The organism is Gabonia massiliensis (assembly GCF_001403595.1).
Classification (GTDB): Bacteria; Bacteroidota; Bacteroidia; order Bacteroidales; family Coprobacteraceae; genus Coprobacter; species Coprobacter secundus.
Window position 1 is genome coordinate 1,200,066 of the sequence record NZ_LN877940.1, and the last position, 20,037, is coordinate 1,220,102.

Sequence of the window (20,037 nt, forward strand, 5' to 3'; positions counted from 1 at the left end):
AGAGCTGGCTTTGCAGACAGTCCTTCCTTGTATCTTGTATAAAAAGAAGCAGGATTATGCCTTTATAATATACTTTATATAAATTATGATATGTAAACAAATACATATATATTTACTTGTACCGAATGTAGTAGATACTTTTCCCATAACCGCACCAGATTCCGATACCTCCTCCTTGTATATTTGATTTAAGATTTTTATTAGCCGGAGTTAGGGGGTTTTGTCCGTTGACAACTTCATTTTCATACCCTTTCCAAAATTCGAAGCCTTCTTTGGGCACAGTGCACAGCTTGACTCGTACGGTATCTTCTTTGTAAAAATCAGTGTGAATGTTTTCGGCAGGGAGTTGTTCGATTCCTTGGTTTATTTTTATACTTACCTGTTGCCCGTTGAATAGATTATCGTTGAGATTTCCTCCTAAGGCAGGGACAAATTTTTTATTTTTGTGAAGTACTTGCGTATAGACTTTATAATAATTTTTTTGCTCTGCCGGGTCATTGAAGTCTATATGTATCTGATAAAGGGAATCATTTTCGGGGGCGTCGTTGCAGTAGATATTGTCTATGGGGACAGAGGGAGGAATCGTTGTCTGTGCCGTTAGTTCGTATTGAGCATAGATAACTTTCAGTTGGTAAGTTTTGCCGGCTTCTCCTTTTATCTTGGTACCTTTATATATAAATGGAGGAAAGTAGTTATCGTCGATTCGACCGATGAGAATGTCTTCGGTTTCCCCGTCACTGACTACTACTTTTGCCCATCGAATAATCATGTCTTTGACAGTTTCTACGCTGCTTTCAGTGCCGAGAGGTTTGTTTGTTGTAAGCATGACAATAGGGTACTCACCTTCTTCTATATACCCTTCGACCACCAGACGTTCTTGAAATTCATCTTCATCGAAGCCAAATTTGTTTACACAGGATGTAAATACTATTATTGTGAATATGTATAGTAATTTTTTTATCATAGTTTTTTCAAAATTTAAACATCCAACTGATAGAAGGAACAATCTTATATAATGCACTTTGTTTGCGCCGTATTTTTAAGTAATTGTTTTCCAAATCACTTTCTTTGACACCGAAATATAGATACAATGGATTGCTTCTGTTATAAGCATTGTATATAGAAAAGTTGAATCCGCTTTCTCTTTCTTTTTCCTTGAAGAACCAGTAGGTTGCCGAGAGATCTATACGGTGATAGTCGGGTAATCGGAAAGAGTTATACTCTCCATACTCTTTTATGGGTAATCCGCCCATTATATACATTCCTATGGGAAGGGTGAACGCATTTCCGGTAGCGTAAACGAAAACTGAGGAGAAGTCCCATTTTCGATTCGGAGAATAGACGAGGGTGAAAGAGAGGTCGTGGCGCCGGTCATGTTTGGCCGGGAATTTTTTACCATTATTGATTTCCGGAAATTTCCGGTAAGACCAGCCCAAAGCATAGCTTATCCATCCGGTAATTTTTCCGGTATTTTTTTTCAGCATAATTTCTCCTCCATAAGCATTTCCCTTACCGTATGCAATGCTTTTTTCGAGAATGAATTTTTGGCTCATCAAATCGAAAAGTTCACTTTTCAACTCCATTTGATCGGACATTTGACGATAATATCCTTCTACAGATATTTCATAGTCGTTTTCGTATATGGAGTGATAATATCCTGCCGAAAAGTTATCACTATGCTGGCTGGGGATATTGCGTGATGCCGGAACCCAGAAATCGGTAGGAAGACCTACGGATGAGATGGATACCAAATTGATAAATTGGTTATGGTGATTGTAAGAGATATGTGCAGAATTATTTTCGCTAAATCTGTATTTTAATTCTGCCCGAGGTTCTATATAGTGGTTGTCATAAACTTTCGACCCTTTGGAAAAGTGGGTAGAACTGATAACATCGTCATATTCGTTATAGAGTACATTGTCATAGGGGCCGGTCTGCAGGTAATAGGTATACCGAAGCCCTATACGGGCAGACAGCTTGGGAGTCATCTGCCAGTTGCTTTCGGCGAAGAATGCCAGAGAGTGGTTTTTATATTTCTGGTAGGCTAGATTGTCATATAGATTCTGGTTTATTTTGAGGAGAGGTGTTTGGGGTTCCAGATAGTAATAATTATATTCTATTCCAGAGGAATATTTTACAGGACCTGACTTAAAAGTAAATTCATTTTTATATCCAAGGGTACTAATGAGAGATGGTAGTTCGATATCGAATCCTGTTTGGTCATTTTTTAAGTTATTTTGATAACGTCCGGTAAAAATAATTTGACGAAAACTTTTGTCAATATTCCAGTTGTGCTTCCATTGCAGTGATGCTGCAAGATTACTCCAGTTCATTTTTCCGGTCAGTTGATATTCATCTTGTTCCAACTTGAATTTGTCAGCACCAAAATAAGAGTGAAAAGTGATGATATCTTTTTCTGAAGGACGTGCAATAAAGGACAGGTTATAATCTTGAAAATCATAATTGAAAGATTCTCCGTCGTCGGAGATCGCACCCAATCCACTTAAGAGAGGATTTAATATAAGATTCATATATGTCTTACGGGCAGAAACATATAGAGCATATTTGTTTCCTAAAGGAATGGAGAGTGTTGCTTGGCTGGCAAGGATACCTACGTTACCGCTAATTGATATTTTTTCCGGAATAGTGTCAGGAGATTTTACAAGTAGTACAGATGATAATCGTCCTCCGTATTGTGATTCCATACCGTTTTTCTGTAACTGTAGGTATGAAATGTGGCCGGTATTGAAAATAGAGAAAAAACCTAATAAATGAGAAGGTTGATATACGGGTGCATCATTGAATAAAACGAGATTCTGTCCGGATTCTCCGCCCCGTACGAATAGTCCGGAATTTCCTGTTCCTGCAGTTTGTACTCCTGGAGTTAATTGTAGTATTTTTAAAGGGTCGCAACTTCCCAAAAATTGAGGTAGATTTTGCAGGCGTTGTATATTTAGGGTAATATTTCCTCCGGATAATCCTTCGATAGCCTTTTCCCGGCGGGCAGTGACAACAAATTCGTTGCGATTGTATGAAATCGGAGCTATGTACAGAGTCAGGGTGGTGTCTTGGCTTATTACTGTCGAGTGATGGTGGTATCCGTAGCTGATATGTTGTGTTATAATGATAAAATTGCCTTTTGTCGTTTTTATAGTCACCTTACCGTTCGCGTCTGTTTGTTTATTTATTTGTAATTCGGGCAATGAGACGGTTACATCAGGAATAGGTTTTTGTGTCAAGGAATCTTTTATGAAAATATGGAGCTTTATGGAAAAACGATTTGTTTCGTTTTCGGCATTTATATTTATAACAAAAAAAGACTTTATTATAAATAAGAAGGTGATATATAAGTTCCTATTCTTCAAAAAAGCTGTGATAATATTTCTTGTGCGAATTTACTCAATAATACTAAGAGCCTGATTAAATTTTATGGAAATATTTTGTTGTTTTGTCTTGATTATGATAGCAGAATTTTCAAGTTTTTCAGAATATTTGGAATTGTATCAGTATATCAAGGAGGGTTGTAGTTTTTCTAAAATTTTTTGTTCGGTTTGAGATAAAAGGAAGGAATTTTTTTGTGTTTTTAATGAAGTATATTTACAAGTATAGCAAACTTATAATAACAGGTACCGATATATCTACGATAATCCCATGAAAAACGGATATAACGACATAATCTTTGCCACATGCCTGACTGATGATTGGCAAGGTTGTATCGATTGAAGTAGCTCCGGCTGCCGCGATAGGGGCCAGTTTCCCACAATAATGAGCTAATAGAGGGATTGCCAAAAGTGCAAATATTTCACGAGTCATATTGCTAATGAGAGCCATCATGCCTATGTCACTACCCGCAAGTTGTGTAAGGAATATGGCAGAGAGACTATAATAGCCGAATCCGGAACCGATAGCGACAGTTTCCCGTAGCGGAATACTTTGCATGAAAAATGATAGTAGGAGACATGCTAACAAGGTTCCGGCGATTGTAGATAAGGGTATAAGTATGATACGAGATTTATATTGCCGGATGGGGCGGACAAGACTTTTCAGGTCGGCTCCGATAGACATACCTACGAAAAACATCATTATCGGTAATATATATATGCTGTAATCGTATTTGAAAAGAAATGCAGGTATACACTGAAAATAAGATAGAAGGACTCCGGTCAGGAAACATAAGACGATAATAATGCTCGATTTCATTTACTGCTTTTTTTAGAGTCTTTAAATAAATAATGATACAACAGTGTGGCTGCGAGAATGCTTCCGCAAGTGGAGACTATGCCTATAATAATGGCCTTGGCTCCTAAACCGGTGAGGTTATTCATAATCTCTTGGTTATGTCCGGTCGATAATCCCATGGTAAATAAGAGCAAAAAAATAATCCACATATTTATTTTTCCAATGATAGGAAATATCGCTTTCTTTTTTCGTAACAGGTGGCCTACGATTATTCCAGCCACCATAACAGCCATAACAATAAACATAATGAATGAAAAATACAGATTTTAAAGAAGCTCGTTTTTAAGATTTAGTTTACGTATGACTTTTTGGTAATCTTTACTATTTAGATATTCGGTAATGGCTTCAGCATGGTGCATATTGTGCAAATCAGTTCCCATAAAATCGACATAACCGTTATCAATCATCCAATGTGCGATAGCCTTTGTATCTTTGCCATAATATCCGGCGATAGAGAGCCAGTTTATTTGGAAAAGGCATCCCAGATGTATCAAATCGGTATATATTCTTTTTTGTTCATAATAATAAGTATAACGTTCGGGATGCGCCAGTATAGGTTTGAAACCTTTCAGCTGGAGTTCGAAAATGAGGTTCTTTAAATCCCAAAAAGGCTGAACGAATGAATTTTCGATAAGCAGATAGTCGTTAGGTAAAGGAATGAGAGTATTATTTTTCAAATGTTTCATGAAATTCTCATCCATGCGGTATTCTGCAGAAAATATAATTTCAGGAGCATCATTATTTAAATGAGCTTTTAATTCGTTGTACGCAGCTTCGATGGTTTCCTGTGTATTTTCAAATGTTTCTTCGGTGACGTGAGGAGTTGTCACTATTTTGGTAATCCCCCATTGTTGCATCTGGTCTACTAACTTTAATGAAGTTTCGACATTTTGAGAACCGTCGTCGATACCGGGTAATATATGAGAATGCAAATCGGTAGTATAAGGCATTGTTGCCTGTTTTGCTTTTTTACTGAATATACTGAACATTATTTTCTTTTTTTAGGATTACAAATTTAATTCTTTTTCTGTTAAATATATGATATAGATTCATATAAAAAGATAATCAACCCGTTATATTATAGAGTATAGAGAGAAGCCCCGGTTTATAGTTTTATAAAAATCTTTGATTTCTTTTGCCAAGTCAAAAGTAATGTGTACATTTGCGAGCCATTACAGAAATTTACACGCTACCAACGTGATTTATAATTGACAAAATTAAAAGAAAATATAACAATGAAAAAAGGTATTCATCCCGACAATTATCGTCCAGTCGTATTTAAAGATATGTCAAACGATGACATGTTTATTTCACGTTCAACCATAGCTGCTAAAGACACTATAGAAATTGACGGAGTTACTTATCCGTTGGTAAAGCTTGAAATCACTAGTTCTTCTCATCCTTTCTTTACGGGAAAACAAAAATTGGTGGATACTGCGGGTCGTGTAGATAAGTTTATGAGCCGTTATGGAAAACATATGCAAAACAAGAAATAATATTTGTCTATTTTAGATATGAAACTCCGGATTATGTGATTCGGAGTTTTTTATTTTCCGTTATTTGGGGCAGCATTATATCTTTCTTCTACTTTTTTCCAATCAATGATGTCCCACAGAGCATCTATGTGTTCGGCCCTTCGGTTTTGATAGTCTATGTAATAGGCATGTTCCCAGACATCTATGCCTAATAATGGAGTTACGTCTTCGTCTTTTAATATATTTCCGGCATTACTTTCTCCTAGAATTTCAAGAGAGCCATTGTTTTTTCTTGCCAGCCATACCCAGCCGGAGCCGAATATATCGTTGGCCACCTGGGCGAATGAATTTTTGAATCGGTCGAAATTTCCCCATTGATGATCGATGGCTTCCGCCAAACTTCCAGAAGGTTTGTGTTGTGCTTTGTCTTTGGGTGAGAATGTATCAAAATAGAAGTTATGGTTCCATGCTTGAGCGGCATTGTTATATAATTTGCCGGTAGAATTTTTCACAATGCTTTCAAGGTTTGTCCCGTATTTCTCTGTATCGTCTTTTATTATTTTGTTTACATTATCGATATAGCCTTTTAGATGTTTTCCATAGTGTAGTATCAGAGTTTCTGCACTGATAATCGGTTCGAGTTCGTTGTATCCGTAGGGTAACGGTTGCTGAGTTATAATTATCATTTCATTTTGCTGCCCATATGATAGTACGGACATGCCTCCCCAAAATAGGAGGAACAGCATTTTTCTCAAAAGTCTTGTCATTTTCATTTTATTTTGTTTTGTTTTTTATATAGTATTATAACCCACTAACAATAAAGAATGTTTATAATATATGTAGATTAAATTAGAATAACTATTATCGGAGTACAATGTTTTGTATAAGGCTCAATGATATAAAATAGATAAAAATTTATTCCGGTTCTGAAAACTTTTATCGTATGACGGATGTTCTACATGTCAGAATATTATTATTTAAAGATTGAATAGTTATGAAGACATGGCATAAAGAAATAAAAACAGGTGTGGTAGCATTGCTTTGTGTATCGATGATGTTGACGAGTGGATGCTCGGCTTGGCAAGGTATGAGCAAAACCGGACAAGGAGCTGCCATCGGAGGTGGTTCGGGGGCAGCCTTGGGTGCCGGGATAGGCGCTATTGCCGGAGGCGGTAAAGGGGCTTGGATAGGTTCTTTGGTCGGTGCTGCAGTCGGTTCGGGAGCCGGAGCTCTTGTCGGGCGTAAAATGGACAAACAGCAGGCAGAACTGGAAGAACAGCTAAAAAACGCTCAGATTGAAAAAGTAAAAGACAGTAATAATTTGCAGGCAATAAAAGTGACCTTTGAGAATGGTATTTTGTTTGCTATCAATTCGAGCCAATTGAATGCAACTTCAAAACAAGATTTAAATCAGTTGGCTCAGAATTTGATTCAAAATCCGGAGACCAATATTCAAGTATTTGGATATACGGATAATACAGGTAGTCAGCAATTGAATGAACGTTTATCTTTACAGCGTGCCGAATCTGTAGCAAATTACTTGATGAGTGATGGGGTGAAGTCGAACAGGGTTTCTGTAAAAGGTTTCGGATGGAATGATCCGGTAGCAAGTAATGCTACCCCTGAAGGACGAGCCCAAAATCGGCGTGTAGAAATTTATATAACAGCATCTCCTCAAATGATAGAACAAGCACAGTAGATAATATTTAATGAAAAAAGAGTGGATTTTGATTATAGAAATTCACTCTTTTTTTATATCTTCCGGTTAAAAGATCATTAGGTATATGGGCAATTATGTAGTTGTAGAAAGTTTTGTAAAAGGAAAATCAGAAGTTATATCTTGTGAAGATAGGATTGTCATCACGCCTTATTATTGCGCAGTCATTGATGGGGTAACGAATAAGGCTTCTGTGAATATTCTGAACCGAACTCCCGGTTTCTGGGCGGCAGAGTTGATAGAGCAGGCTATTATAGATTTACCATATGATTGTCCTTTGAAAATGGTAACGGATTTGATTACTGAGAAGATACGTTCTTGCTATATAAAATATGGTTTGGAGGATGATGTGTGCCAGTATCCAGAAAATAGATTTTCGGCTTCTGCTGTAATTTTTAGCGTTTGCTATAATGAAGTATGGCTTATTGGAGATTGTCAATGTCGTATAAATGGCATTACGTATAAAAATGAAAAATTGGTGGACCGAATTTTTTCGGAGGTACGTTCTTATGTAAATAAGACAGAGCTTCTAAGGGGGAAAACGGTTGAAGAGTTACAAAAGAAAGATGTTGGTAGGGAGTATATTCTTCCTTTGTTAAAGAAGCAGGTTATTTGGCAAAATTCAGAAGTTGATTCTTTATATGCTTATCCGGTTTTAGATGGTTTTCCGGTTTTACTTTCAAAGGTGAGAGTTATTAGTGTTCCAAAATGTGCGCAAATTGTTTTGGCTTCAGATGGGTATCCTGTTTTGTGTGATAACTTGCAAGAGACCGAGAAAGTCTTATTTAATATATTGGGGCACGATCCGTTATGTATTGGGGAATATCTTTCGACAAAAGGAGTAGCCCGGATGAACGATTCTTTCGATGACCGGGCTTATTTGAGATTGCAATTATAAAATGTTTTTATTCGACGGGGTTTGTTATGTCCTGAAACTTACGACTTACCTTTATCAGATTTATAGCATATGCTACGACATTCTGAGCTTCTTGTATCATGGTAAGGTAGACCATACTTACTTTCAGACTACCTTTTTGTCCTTGTATACGTTTAAGTTCAGACCGTTTTAGCTGGGACAAGTTATTGATGAGAGAGTTTGCTGTCCTGATAAACTCGTCGAATCGAGAATAGTCATTCTCTTCTATTATTTTTTTACAGTCTTGCAAAAGAGCCGTAATGCCGGAAGCTATATGTGTAAACTCTTCTTTCTGATCATTGTGCAGAGGATTGAAGTTGTTGTCTGTATGTTCGAGACAAGGTTCGCATATGCGTCCGATACTATAGATAATTTCGCTGATAAAATCATTTCCCTGATAATAATAAAGGCCTTTTTCTATAGCTGTATTGTTGTCGAGGTGTGCTACTCCTAAAGTCCCGATGCGTTTTACTTGTTTCAGATGTATTTTTTCATCATCTATTCGGTTCATTGTTTTCCGAAGTCCTCTATAACTCTCAGACATAAATGCAGTTACTGTATGGTCGAAAGTATTAGCCGCGGTGTCGAGTATTCCGGACAGTTCTTCCCGAGTATGTTTTCTTAACAAGGTAAGCGCCTCCTCTGTATCATGAGTTGACATTAGTTTTGTAACGGTAGGATTACCTTTTTGTTGAGTTAGTTTTTTGTTGAAAGCAAATTGGCTTCGGATAAGCAGGAATATTGCCAGAGCGACAAGGATAATGATTGCAACGAATCCTCCATAATGAATAATAAGTGTGACAAAGAAGCAAATAAAAAATGCAGCTCCAGCCGTAATGAACCAGCCACCTATGACAGAAAGTACACCTGTGATGCGGTATACAGCGCTTTCGCGTCCCCAAGCTCTATCAGCGAGGGATGTACCCATAGCGACCATGAAGGCTACATAAGTAGTTGATAATGGTAATTTTAGCGATGTTCCTAATGCAATTAAAAGGCTTCCTAACACAAGGTTTACAGATGCTCGTATCAGGTCGAATGCAGCACCTTCCTTTAAGATGGCTTCGTCCTGATTGAATCGGGAATCAATCCATTGTTTCGTTTTTACAGGAATAATATTCTGTATCGAAGATGCCATATTACTTGATACCCTGACAATAACCCGGGCTACGGGCGATGTACCGAAGGCCTCTTCTCCTTCTTCTTGTCGTGATAGGTCAAGGGATGTTTTTACAACGTTTTGGGCTTTTCGAGAAGTAAATAACGCAATAACCATAATTGTCCCTGAAGCTATGAGAAAATACCAAGGTGTTTTTGCTGAGCCCATTAAGGAGGTCATCAGATATGTACCGGGATTGACCGTCCCGGGTTGGGAAGTTATGTCCATGTATGATGAAAATCCGGCCAAGGGGACTCCGATAAAATTGACTAAATCATTCCCGGCAAAAGCAAGGGCTAATGCAAATGTTCCAAGAAGTACGACTATTTTGAAAACATTTATACGTAGCCAATAAAAAAATTGCATCAGTATAGTAAAACCGATTATACAGTAAAATACGAGAAAAGAGGTATTTTCATTTATCCAGTTTTTATAGCTGTCAGGCATGAAAGGGGTATCTTTTATACCTTTTATTAAGATAAAATAAATAATTGCTGTAGTTGCAAGGCCTCCGAATATACCAGCAAAATATTTTGATGTTTTTTTATAATTGAATGAAAAAATAATACGTGAAATATATTGTACGATAGTACCAAAAAAGAATGCAATGGCAACAGAGACGAAAATAGCTAAAATAACGGAGAGTGCTTTGTCTGTATTCAGTAAGTCTCCGAAATTGAGAGTATGGTCACCGATAATTTTAATGATTGAAAGGGCGAAAGTTCCACCTAAGAGTTCGAATACCATCGATACGGTTGTGGAAGTAGGCATACCTAATGAATTGAATACATCAAGAAGTACAACGTCGGTAAGCATAACAGCCAAAAGAATACACATAATTTCTGAAAAGTAGAAATGCTCCGGTTGATAAATTCCATGGCGTGCAATATCCATCATTCCATTTGATAACGCTGCTCCGACAAAGATACCGAGAGCTGCAATGCCGAGAATTAACCGGGTAGGAGCTGCTTTGGCACCAAGAGCCGAGTTCAAGAAATTGACAGCATCGTTGCTGACTCCGACGACTAAATCGAATATCGCCAGGATGAACAGGAAAATAACAATAAAAAGGTAAAATGTTTCCATAAAAGCGGGTCGGCTAATTGTATCTGTTATTATACTTTTTTTAATATTTGCTGCAAAGAAATAAAAAAGATGTTACAATAGGGTTACAAAATGAGATTGTGATAAAGAAAAAATAATATTTCTTATATTTGTTTCTGGAAAATTGATGTTTGAGTTAAATCTAAATTCTCTATAGTATATGGTAAAAGTAAGTGATGTGTATATTCGTGAGTGTGAGACTCCTTGGGAAAATGCAGGAGAGGGAGTACGCCGGCAGATTATGGCCTATAATGAAAATTTGATGATGGTAAAGGTTGAGTTTGAAAAAGGGGCAATCGGAACACCGCATCGACATATTCATACACAGGCCAGTTATGTTGCATCAGGGCGTTTCGAAGTGAAGATAGGAGATGAAAAGCAGATTTTGATTGCAGGAGACAGCTTTTATGTGTCACCTGATACGGAACATGGAGTCGTATGTCTCGAATCTGGGATATTGATAGATACATTTAATCCATTTCGGGAAGATTTTTTGAAAGGCTAAAAGTTGGTTCTCCTAAAATAGGATATTGGTCGAAGCTCCTATAGTCATCATATGTAATAGTTTATGAATGCTTTGCTTTTCAGGAATATTCAGTTGGCTATTGGGTTCAAGATTGAATGAAGCGGACGAAAGCGAGTAGTCAAAGAAAAAACGAACACCGAAATTCTGCTTAGCAACGTACGATATTGAAGCTCCAGTCCCCATTCCTGGCTGAAATCTTTCCTTGACATATATTGCGTCAGGAACTATTACGCTTTTAGTTGAGAAATTGTACCCCCCTAGTAGTTTACTGCCTATTTGCCAACAGCGGCTAATGGGATAGGAAAAGTATGCCCCGATATGGCCTAAGTTCATATCAACCGGGTCACATAAATCTTCTTTTTTCCCTGTTGTGGTAACGGGAATTGTCGATACAGCTAAGCGTCCTCCTATTCCAATGTAAGGATTGAAAAAGTAGGCACCTTCTAAACCTACGTGACTTCCGGTAGAGGTTTTTAGTTTTAGAGTGTTACTGAGCGATAAAGTCTTTGGTAGAAGGCCAAATCCCATATACAGACCAAAGAAGGACGGTTTGCGGTAAGGGTCTATTTGATTGAACTTAAGATAATCTCGAGTTATTCCCTTATCTTTGAATATGACATCTGCCAACAGGTAGCCCAATTCTGTAGTTAGAATACCGATTCCCGCACCGACTAATACGTCAGACAACCAGTGTCGGTTATTGAACTGTCTTGATATTCCGGTTGCTGTGGCTACAGAATAGCTGGCGACACTAATCCATGGACTTATAGTCAGCCCGTATTCTTTATGCAACATAGTTGCCGTCATAAAGGCAGTAGCAGTGTGTCCTGAGGGAAATGATTTGTAATTTGACCCGTCAGGGCGTTGTACTTTTGCCGTATATTTTATTGCATTTACACTTATTGCCATCAATGCTGCAGAAAAGGCATCTGCTGTTAACATACGCCCCCAAGAGTTCCGACTTTTTATTCCTCCGATTTTCATCCCTACCATGGCAATTGCCGGAGCATATTGAAGAATGTCATCATATTTATAATGAAAATTCGGGATGTAGTCATTTCGTAGTGTCCTGAAAGGCTTACTTTCATTCTTAAGCATCAATCCACCGGCAATCAGCGGTATACTGATATAAGTAGTTTGATAAAACTTACTGGATTTAAACTTATCCCATTTAGTATTATTTATTTTTATTAAAGGAGTGTGGTATAGGGATAAATGCATAGAATCTTGTTGAGCATATGTCTTGGTTGCATTTAAAAGTGCACAAGAAATGAAAAGGATAATTAATATTTTGATTCTCATAGAGTTGTTATTTGAAATAAAAACGAATATAATATATTATATAATGTAATGAAATTAGCCGCGAATGTATAAAAATAGGGTAAATTGACAAAATTAATTTAAAGGTTATTTGTATTACATTTGAATTTTATGAATTTATTTATAAATGCAGTTGCTTGTATATGTTGATATTTCGTGTATTTATTGTTATTCTTGTTATATAAAATTAGATAAATCAGGTAGAAATAATTATTTAAATTTTAAATTTGCGATTACCAAAAAAAATAAAAAAGTGATGTTTTAAAGTGTTGATTTTAGGCATTGCAAAATTTTTAAAATTCGAATTTATAATAATAGAAAGGAGATAAATGTTAAAATCTAATGATATTTTAAGTCTATACAAGACTTATATATAATAGATAAAAAAGTGAATGTCGTTTTATGATTTAAAGAATTTGTTATTATATTTGTATTCATATAATAAAAAAGACAAATTTCAGGCTTATATTCTTTTAAAAAATAAGTATATATGGTCTCCATATTAAGTGAATAAATAAGTATAATTAGTCTGTAAAAATATAACTTTTTATTTTCGTATTAATTATGATAAAGATAGAATCTCTCCAAGGGCTTGATACCCGCCTTTATCAATTGGTTGCCCCTCTGGTGATGAACCCGAGGGTACTTAGATATAACAATAATTATCCATTTAAAACATCAAAAAATTTTATTTGGTATGTTGCTTTGAGCGATAATACACCAATTGGTTTTATTCCGGTTGAGATAAGGGATGAAAAGGCCATATTGAATAATTATTACGTGGCAGGTGATAATATGGGCTTGTTATCTGATCTTTTGAAGGAGGTAAAAGCAGCTTTAGGAGCTCATTATGTATTGGAGGGAGTTGTACAGACTCCCCATGTGAAAATTTTCGAGGAGAATGGTTTCAATACAATAAAAGAGTGGAAAAAGTATGTAAAAATGGAGTGGAGCTATGGCGCTGCGTAAGAATGTTTATGAACTGACACAAAGAAGATTAGAAAATATTTTTGCAGAATTTGATAATATATATGTTTCATTTTCAGGAGGAAAGGATAGTGGAGTATTATTGAATCTATGTATAGATTATATTCGTACACATAATCTGAATCGTAAAATCGGTGTATTGCATCTCGATTATGAAGCCCAGTATAAAATGACGACAGAGTATGTCGACAGGATGTTATCTCAAAATAGAGATATATTGGATGTATACAGGATATGTGTTCCTTTCAAGGTAACAACTTGTGCTTCTATGTACCAAACATATTGGCGTCCGTGGGAGGAGTCGATGCGTGATTTATGGGTGCGTCGGATGCCTGAGGGATGTTATTCTGTAAAAGATTTTCCTTTTTATGATCCTGACATGTGGGATTACGAGTTTCAGTTTAAATTTTGTGAATGGTTACATAGGCGGAAGAAAGCACGACGTACGTGTTGTATGGTAGGTATCCGTACCCAAGAAAGTTTGAATCGATGGCGTACAATTTATCGAGAGAATGTTTATAGTAAATTCATGGGATTAAAGTGGACGAAAAAACTATATGATAATATATTCAACGTTTATCCGATATATGATTGGCAAACCACCGACGTGTGGACTGCAAATGGAAAGTTCGGTTGGGATTATAATCGGTTATATGATTTGTATTATAAAGCGGGCATTAGTTTAGATCGTCAGCGCGTTGCCAGTCCTTTTATTTCTCCTGCGCAAGAGAGCCTGCATTTATATCGGGCGATAGACCCTAATACTTGGGGACGATTGATCGGACGAGTTAACGGTGTGAACTTTTCAGGTATATATGGGGGCACATCTGCAGTCGGTTGGCAGTCGGTCAAGTTGCCTGAAGGTCATACGTGGGAGAGTTATATGCATTTTCTATTATCTACGCTTCCTGAATCGACACGAAATAATTATCTTGAAAAGTTATCTGTCAGTATTGATTTTTGGCGTAGAAAAGGAGGTTGTCTTTCGGATGAAACAATCCAGAAGTTGAAGAATGCGGGAATCGAGATTACTGTCATGCCTGATACAAATTATAAAACCACAAAAAAGCCTGTAAGAATGGAGTATTTGGATGATATAGATATTGCAGAGTTTAGAGAGATACCTACATTTAAAAGAGTTTGTATTTGTATTTTGAAGAACGATCACGCTTGCAAATATATGGGATTTGCATTGAATAAAAGCGAGCGGGAACGTAAAGAAAAAATACTTGAGAAATATAAAGATATATTGTAAAACGAGTATATGAAAAAGTCTTTCATAAGTCCTGTTTATAATGTAAAAGCAGTTCCTGTAGAAAAAGTCAGAGCAAATAATTATAATCCAAACATCGTACCACCACCAGAGATGAAATTGTTGGAGTTGTCAATTTGGGAAGATGGTTATACAATGCCTTGCGTCTGTTATTATGTTGCAGATGAAGATATGTATGAATTGGTGGACGGATTTCATCGTTATTCGGTGCTCAAAACGTCTAAAAGGATTTACGAACGGGAAAAGGGTTTGCTTCCGGTTGTGGTTATAGAAAAAGATTTGTCGAATCGTATGGCTTCGACAATTCGTCATAATCGAGCACGAGGAACTCATAGTATCGAATTGATGTGTGAAATTGTGTCGGAACTGACTCAGGCCGGTATGACAGATTCTTGGATACAAAAACATATCGGAATGGATAAGGATGAATTATTGCGGCTAAAACAGATTTCAGGTTTAGCATCACTTTTTGCTAATAAAGAATTCAGTATTCCTATCAATGAAAAAATGCGGTGAAATGACATATATGATAATTTCTGATATACATGGGTCGGAAATTGCATTAAAGAGAGCTTTAGCCCAATATGAACGATTGGGGTGTGATGGATTGATTATCTTAGGTGATATTCTTTATCATGGGCCTCGTAATCCTCTTCCAGAAGGACATAATCCTAAGGGGGTTGCCGAATTATTGAATCAATATTCTGCAGAGATAATAGCAGTTAGAGGAAATTGTGAGGCAGAAGTAGATCAAATGGTGCTTGATTTCTCTTGTATGTCGGATTATGCATTGATATTGGATAATGATTATCGTATATTCGCTACTCATGGTCATATTTATAATCCTAATCAGTTGCCGAAGGGTTTTTCTGAAGGAATATTTCTTTTTGGGCATACACATTTATGGGAACTGAGAATAGATAAGAATATGATGATTTGTAATCCGGGATCGATAGCTTTGCCTAAAGAGGGACGTTTACCGACTTTTGCTATTTATTCTTTAGGAAAAATTGTAATATACTCCTTATATGGAGAAGTTATTTTAGAAAAATCTCTTTGATGTGTAATATAAAAATTGTATTTTATTTATATATTATTCCTTTCGGGGGAAAGGAGCAAAATTACAGCTTTTTCACTGAGGACATGTCACTTTTGAGAAGGTTGCTATTTTCCCTTTTTGAGAGGAGATAAGGGGGCACAGTAAGAGAATTGGTTTGTGTTGCTATTTCCAAGACGCAGCAGAGTAGGCTGTATCTTTTATTTTGATTGTACGTGAGTATTACATACCTATCAATAAAAAACAGAGGATAAGGTTTCTTATTAATAATTACTGTTTTATATTTGTAGAAATAATTTTTTCATGAAAATCTTTATCCGTTTATATGCTTATTTAAAGTTCTTTTTTTCTTCTTATCGTACAATGGCGATATTGCTGTCTTTATATGTAATATCGTTAGCTGCCGCTACTTGGATAGAGAGTTGTTGGGGTCGTGTTTCGGCTCGAGTAGCAGTGTATAATAGTACATGGTTTTATTTGTTGCAATTGTTAATGGTGATCAATTTTTTGTCCATAGCATTTACCGTTAAATTATGTCAACGCAAAAAATATGGTACTTTGTTGTTTCATCTGGCTTTTGTCTGGATATTGGCAGGGGCTTGGATAACGGCAATCAGCGGGATAGAGGGTAGTATCCATTTAAGGGAAGGCAAGATGACGAGAGAGATGTTGACACGTGACACTTATTTGAATTGTAAGGGCATGTGTGCGGGACAAAGTTTTAGTATTTTTCATCGATTGGATATAAATCCTTTATTCTCAACTTCTTTTTCAGAATGTCATACTTTTGACGGTGGTTTTTTTAATATTTCTCTATTGGGAGCACATCAAGATATATCTGGTGTTGATATTCTTCATTTTCGTGTAGTTACTTCTACTTGCGATACAATTATGGAGGTTCCCGGTAGGGCTGGAAATGTAGGAGAACCGGTTAGTTTGGAAATAGAGAATTTATCATTAGACTTATCATATGGAGCAATATACATGAAACTCCCATTTAGTGTAAAATTAAATGATTTTCGATTGGTGCGTTATCCAGGCTCAGAGAGTCCCTCATCTTATGAAAGTGATTTGACGATTATAACGCCAGAATGGAGTAAAGAAGAGACTGTTTATATGAATCGAGTAGTAAGTGAACAAGGATACCGATTATACCAAACTTCTTATGATAGAGATGAAAAAGGTTCTGTATTGTCAGTAAATAAAGATCAATTTGGGACACTTGTTTCTTATTTGGGTTATTTGTTTTTATTGATTGGTATTTTGGGAATGATGTTTGAACGTAATTCTCGGTTTCGGGAGTTAGGTAGGCAATTGGGTCTACTGTCAAAGAATAAGTCTTTGGTTGTTGTCATATTCTTATTTTTTTCGAATTTGCCGGTATTGAAAGCGGAGGGAAATGTAATGGCAGAGGTCGATAAATTTGTGTTACCGGAGGCTGTCTGTCATTCGTGGGCAGAGTTACAGGNTGTGGATACTTATGCACGGGCTGTGCTGCGTAAAATTTCCAAATCGGATAGTTACGATGGATATTCTGCTGTACAAGTATTTTTAGGAATTATATTCCGGCCCGATATATGGAATCGGGTTCCATTTATTCGACAGACATCTCTTGAATTACACCAACTATTAGGAACATCGGGTAATTATATAGCTTTTTTTGATGCGTTCAATGCTTCAGGGCAATATAAATTAGCAGAGAAGGTCCAGGCTGCTTATTCCAAATCAGAGAAAGAACGTTCCCGAATGGAAAAAGATATTTTGAAATTGGATGAAAAAATAAATATCATATTTTCGTTGCAGCAGGGACGGATGTTGCCTTTATTTCCCGGAGTGTCAGATGGGAGGAACCATTGGATTTCAGCGGGTGATGATTTACGGGGATTATCAGGGGCCGATTCTTTGTTTATAGCAAAGGTTTTACTATGGTTTGCAGAAGAAAGTAATGCTGCAGTGTTGTCGGGAGAGTGGGGAAAAGCAAAGGAAATAATAGGAATGATTAGAATATACCAGAAGGCAAAAGGGGGAGCAATACAGATATCAGATTCTCGTATTCATGCCGAACTGTTATATAATAAAATAAAGATTTTTGAAGTATCGGCTTTTTTGTTTATAAGTTTGGGACTTCTTTTGTTGGGAATATCTTTGTATCGGATATTAAATCGATATCGGTGGAAGTCAGTGTTGAGAATATTAATAGTTTTGGCTTGTATAACTTTTGGGGGATTGACTTTTGGTATTGCTTTACGATGGTATATCTCAGGGCAGGCACCTTGGGCGAATGCATATGAGTCGATGGTATATATTGGATGGTCTACGGCATTTGCCGGATTGTTATTTTTGAAACGTTCGCAAGTTGTTTTATCCTTAGCTTTGTTTTTTGCGGGAGTTATTCTTTTTGTAGCACACTTGAATTGGATGGATCCTGAAATAACCCCTTTGGTTCCGGTGTTGAAGTCATATTGGTTGATGATACATGTTGCGGTTATTACAGCCAGTTATGGTTTTTTCGGGATGAGTTTTCTGATAGGATTTTTATCTTTGATTCTGATGGCTTTCAGAAAATCAGACAATTTGTTACTATGGAATGGCGGTATTCGGGAACTTCGTATTATAAATGAGATGTCATTATATATTGGAGTAGCTCTTTTGTCAGCTGGAATATTTTTAGGAGCTGTATGGGCTAATGAATCATGGGGACGTTATTGGGGGTGGGATCCTAAAGAAACATGGGCATTGATTACACTGATTATTTATGCATTTATTTTACATAGTCGTTTTTTGCCGATTCTGTCTTCTGCATTTGCTTTTAGTTGTATGTCGGTCGTCGCAATGTTGTCGGTATGGATGACATATTTTGGAGTAAATTACTATTTGTCAGGTTTACATTCTTATGGTAGGACAGAGATGCCTCCGGCTTTGAATATTATCTGGTTTGTTTATTTGGTGATTGCTGTTGTTGCTATTGTCGCCGGTAAAAAAGAAAAAATGAATTAGAATGAACAAATTTTCTTAGATTTGAAATTTCTTTTTAAATGTTTGTTTTGATTATTCTCTGAAATATTCTTATTTTGCGATTTATTTAGATTATTATATATAAAATACTTGATATCATGAATAATTTACACGACATTGTGTCACATTTTAGTATTGATGGAACGGTTGATGTGATTGAGCCTATGGGGGCCGGTTTGATAAATGATACATACCGGGTTGCAACAGTTTCATCCGATACAGATGATTATGTTTTACAACGTATCAATCATTCTATTTTTAAAGATGTCGATCTCCTTCAGAGAAATGTTGTGAATGTAACAGAACATATTCGGAAAAAATTGCAAGAAAGAGGAGAAACTGATATTAAGCGTAAAGCTCTTCGGTTTATTCCGGCAAAAGATGGCAAGATGTATTATTTTGACGGGGAGAGCTATTGGAGAATTTCAGTATTGATACCCAAATCCAAAACTTTTGAGACCGTCAATCCTGAGTTTGCGTATTATACGGGAAAAGCATTTGGCGATTTTCAGTCAATGTTGGTGGATATACCTCAGCAATTGGGTGAGACTATACCGAAGTTCCATAATATGGAATTTCGTTTGGAAACGTTTAAAGAATCAATAAAAAATAATAAGGCCGGACGTTTGGAGAAAGCGCAAGGGTTGGTAGACGAGTTATTGGTGCGTGCAGATGAAATGTGTAAGGCAGAGAGGTTGCATAGAGAAGGTATATTGCCTAAGCGCATAACGCATTGTGATACTAAGGTTAACAATATGCTTTTTGATGAGAATGGTAAAGTTTTATGTGTAATAGATTTGGATACTACGATGCCGGGGTATGTATTATCGGATTTTGGAGATTTTATTCGTACGGCTGGGAATACAGGGGCAGAAGATGATGCAAATTTGGATAATGTGAATTTGAATATGGATATATTCAAATCTTTTGCCAAGGGATATATTGAAAGTGCAAAGTCATTTTTGTTACCTGTTGAAGTCGAAAATTTGCCTTATGGAGCAAAGTTGTTGACATATATGCAAACTGTTCGATTTCTGACTGATTATCTTGACGGCGATTGCTATTATAAGATAAAATTCCCTGAGCATAATTGGCAACGTTCATTGGCTCAATTTAAATTATTACAGAGTATAGAGACTCATGAGGCCGAGATGCTTGATTATATAAACGGATTGATGTGAGATACAATGACAGCTTCTTATAAATCCGGAAATGTTGTTTATCAAATAAACAACATTTCCGGATTTAT

The 20,037-nt window shown here is 36.5% G+C and carries 18 protein-coding genes; 10 read left to right on the forward strand and 8 right to left on the reverse strand.

What is annotated here, in order from left to right:
• Positions 1-112: 112 nt before the first annotated feature.
• From BN2628_RS14595 to BN2628_RS14615, 5 genes are all read right to left on the reverse strand, one after another.
• Positions 113-964, reverse strand: coding sequence for a DUF4249 domain-containing protein (locus BN2628_RS14595; protein WP_055098473.1), 852 nt, complete (start codon positions 962-964; stop codon positions 113-115).
• A 7-nt stretch (positions 965-971) separates the two neighbouring features.
• Entirely contained in the window at positions 972-3,239 is a 2,268-nt protein-coding gene (locus BN2628_RS14600) for a TonB-dependent receptor (RefSeq protein WP_257606502.1), read from the reverse strand.
• 358 nt (positions 3,240-3,597) lie between these two features.
• Positions 3,598-4,200, reverse strand: coding sequence for a LysO family transporter (locus BN2628_RS14605; protein ID WP_055098504.1), 603 nt, complete (start codon positions 4,198-4,200; stop codon positions 3,598-3,600).
• Positions 4,197-4,484 carry a LysO family transporter gene (locus BN2628_RS14610; RefSeq protein WP_055098506.1) on the reverse strand — a complete coding sequence of 96 codons (288 nt, stop codon included), beginning with the start codon at positions 4,482-4,484 and terminating at the stop codon, positions 4,197-4,199. Before BN2628_RS14610 ends, BN2628_RS14605 begins: the two co-directional genes overlap by 4 nt.
• 21 nt (positions 4,485-4,505) lie before the next feature.
• On the reverse strand, positions 4,506-5,228 hold the full coding sequence (locus BN2628_RS14615; protein ID WP_044227570.1) for a tyrosine-protein phosphatase: 723 nt from the start codon (positions 5,226-5,228) through the stop codon (positions 4,506-4,508).
• Between the two features lie 246 nt (positions 5,229-5,474).
• On the opposite strand from BN2628_RS14615, the gene BN2628_RS14620 reads away from it, so the two are divergent.
• Entirely contained in the window at positions 5,475-5,735 is a 261-nt protein-coding gene (locus tag BN2628_RS14620) for a type B 50S ribosomal protein L31 (RefSeq protein ID WP_021931010.1), read from the forward strand.
• A gap of 50 nt (positions 5,736-5,785) precedes the next feature.
• Here the strand turns inward: BN2628_RS14620 and BN2628_RS14625 are convergent, their stop codons facing one another.
• Positions 5,786-6,487 carry a superoxide dismutase gene (locus tag BN2628_RS14625; protein ID WP_317614744.1) on the reverse strand — a complete coding sequence of 234 codons (702 nt, stop codon included), beginning with the start codon at positions 6,485-6,487 and terminating at the stop codon, positions 5,786-5,788.
• A 221-nt stretch (positions 6,488-6,708) separates the two neighbouring features.
• Between BN2628_RS14625 and BN2628_RS14630 the strand changes: the two genes are divergently transcribed.
• Together BN2628_RS14630 and BN2628_RS14635 are read left to right on the forward strand one after the other, a co-directional pair.
• Positions 6,709-7,413, forward strand: a complete 705-nt coding sequence (locus BN2628_RS14630; RefSeq protein WP_044227565.1) for a YiaD family glycine zipper/OmpA-like lipoprotein — start codon at positions 6,709-6,711, stop codon at positions 7,411-7,413.
• An 85-nt stretch (positions 7,414-7,498) separates the two neighbouring features.
• Positions 7,499-8,329 carry a hypothetical protein gene (locus BN2628_RS14635; RefSeq protein ID WP_052431477.1) on the forward strand — a complete coding sequence of 277 codons (831 nt, stop codon included), beginning with the start codon at positions 7,499-7,501 and terminating at the stop codon, positions 8,327-8,329.
• Positions 8,330-8,336: 7 nt separating this feature from the next.
• On the opposite strand, the gene BN2628_RS14640 is transcribed toward BN2628_RS14635, so the two are convergent.
• Complete coding sequence (locus BN2628_RS14640; RefSeq protein WP_044227562.1) at positions 8,337-10,592, reverse strand: inorganic phosphate transporter; 2,256 nt, start codon at positions 10,590-10,592, stop codon at positions 8,337-8,339.
• A gap of 178 nt (positions 10,593-10,770) precedes the next feature.
• Between BN2628_RS14640 and BN2628_RS14645 the strand changes: the two genes are divergently transcribed.
• Positions 10,771-11,115 carry a cupin domain-containing protein gene (locus BN2628_RS14645; RefSeq protein ID WP_044227559.1) on the forward strand — a complete coding sequence of 115 codons (345 nt, stop codon included), beginning with the start codon at positions 10,771-10,773 and terminating at the stop codon, positions 11,113-11,115.
• A 12-nt stretch (positions 11,116-11,127) separates the two neighbouring features.
• On the opposite strand, the gene BN2628_RS14650 is transcribed toward BN2628_RS14645, so the two are convergent.
• Entirely contained in the window at positions 11,128-12,438 is a 1,311-nt protein-coding gene (locus tag BN2628_RS14650) for a phosphatase PAP2 family protein (RefSeq protein ID WP_044227557.1), read from the reverse strand.
• A 582-nt stretch (positions 12,439-13,020) separates the two neighbouring features.
• Between BN2628_RS14650 and BN2628_RS14655 the strand changes: the two genes are divergently transcribed.
• The 6 genes from BN2628_RS14655 to BN2628_RS14680 all read left to right on the forward strand — a co-directional run bounded on the left by BN2628_RS14655 (position 13,021) and on the right by BN2628_RS14680 (position 19,969).
• Entirely contained in the window at positions 13,021-13,425 is a 405-nt protein-coding gene (locus BN2628_RS14655; RefSeq protein ID WP_044227554.1) for a hypothetical protein, read from the forward strand.
• Positions 13,412-14,698 (forward strand): DUF3440 domain-containing protein, encoded by a 1,287-nt coding sequence (locus BN2628_RS14660; RefSeq protein WP_044227550.1) that lies wholly within the window; start codon positions 13,412-13,414, stop codon positions 14,696-14,698. The genes BN2628_RS14655 and BN2628_RS14660 overlap by 14 nt, the downstream gene beginning before the upstream one ends.
• Before the next feature lie 9 nt (positions 14,699-14,707).
• Entirely contained in the window at positions 14,708-15,232 is a 525-nt protein-coding gene (locus BN2628_RS14665; protein ID WP_021930995.1) for an IbrB-like domain-containing protein, read from the forward strand.
• A 1-nt stretch (position 15,233) separates the two neighbouring features.
• Positions 15,234-15,776 (forward strand): phosphodiesterase, encoded by a 543-nt coding sequence (gene yfcE, locus BN2628_RS14670; protein ID WP_044227687.1) that lies wholly within the window; start codon positions 15,234-15,236, stop codon positions 15,774-15,776.
• A 300-nt stretch (positions 15,777-16,076) separates the two neighbouring features.
• Positions 16,077-18,770: a cytochrome c biogenesis protein gene (gene ccsA, locus BN2628_RS14675; protein WP_055098548.1), complete on the forward strand. Its 2,694-nt coding sequence runs from the start codon at positions 16,077-16,079 to the stop codon at positions 18,768-18,770.
• 116 nt (positions 18,771-18,886) lie between these two features.
• The gene (locus BN2628_RS14680; protein WP_055098643.1) at positions 18,887-19,969 is read left to right on the forward strand and encodes a phosphotransferase enzyme family protein; all 1,083 of its coding nucleotides are present in this window, start codon (positions 18,887-18,889) and stop codon (positions 19,967-19,969) included.
• Positions 19,970-20,037: the final 68 nt, after the last annotated feature.

Coding starts and splice junctions, on each gene's coding strand:
- BN2628_RS14595 (WP_055098473.1), bottom strand. CDS start 964: ATGATAAAAAAATTACTATACATATTCACAATAATAGTATTTACATCC.
- BN2628_RS14605 (WP_055098504.1), bottom strand. CDS start 4,200: ATGAAATCGAGCATTATTATCGTCTTATGTTTCCTGACCGGAGTCCTT.
- BN2628_RS14610 (WP_055098506.1), bottom strand. CDS start 4,484: ATGTTTATTGTTATGGCTGTTATGGTGGCTGGAATAATCGTAGGCCAC.
- BN2628_RS14615 (WP_044227570.1), bottom strand. CDS start 5,228: ATGTTCAGTATATTCAGTAAAAAAGCAAAACAGGCAACAATGCCTTAT.
- BN2628_RS14620 (WP_021931010.1), top strand. CDS start 5,475: ATGAAAAAAGGTATTCATCCCGACAATTATCGTCCAGTCGTATTTAAA.
- BN2628_RS14625 (WP_317614744.1), bottom strand. CDS start 6,487: ATGAAAATGACAAGACTTTTGAGAAAAATGCTGTTCCTCCTATTTTGG.
- BN2628_RS14630 (WP_044227565.1), top strand. CDS start 6,709: ATGAAGACATGGCATAAAGAAATAAAAACAGGTGTGGTAGCATTGCTT.
- BN2628_RS14635 (WP_052431477.1), top strand. CDS start 7,499: ATGGGCAATTATGTAGTTGTAGAAAGTTTTGTAAAAGGAAAATCAGAA.
- BN2628_RS14640 (WP_044227562.1), bottom strand. CDS start 10,592: ATGGAAACATTTTACCTTTTTATTGTTATTTTCCTGTTCATCCTGGCG.
- BN2628_RS14645 (WP_044227559.1), top strand. CDS start 10,771: ATGGTAAAAGTAAGTGATGTGTATATTCGTGAGTGTGAGACTCCTTGG.
- BN2628_RS14650 (WP_044227557.1), bottom strand. CDS start 12,438: ATGAGAATCAAAATATTAATTATCCTTTTCATTTCTTGTGCACTTTTA.
- BN2628_RS14655 (WP_044227554.1), top strand. CDS start 13,021: ATGATAAAGATAGAATCTCTCCAAGGGCTTGATACCCGCCTTTATCAA.
- BN2628_RS14660 (WP_044227550.1), top strand. CDS start 13,412: ATGGCGCTGCGTAAGAATGTTTATGAACTGACACAAAGAAGATTAGAA.
- BN2628_RS14665 (WP_021930995.1), top strand. CDS start 14,708: ATGAAAAAGTCTTTCATAAGTCCTGTTTATAATGTAAAAGCAGTTCCT.
- yfcE (WP_044227687.1), top strand. CDS start 15,234: ATGACATATATGATAATTTCTGATATACATGGGTCGGAAATTGCATTA.
- BN2628_RS14680 (WP_055098643.1), top strand. CDS start 18,887: ATGAATAATTTACACGACATTGTGTCACATTTTAGTATTGATGGAACG.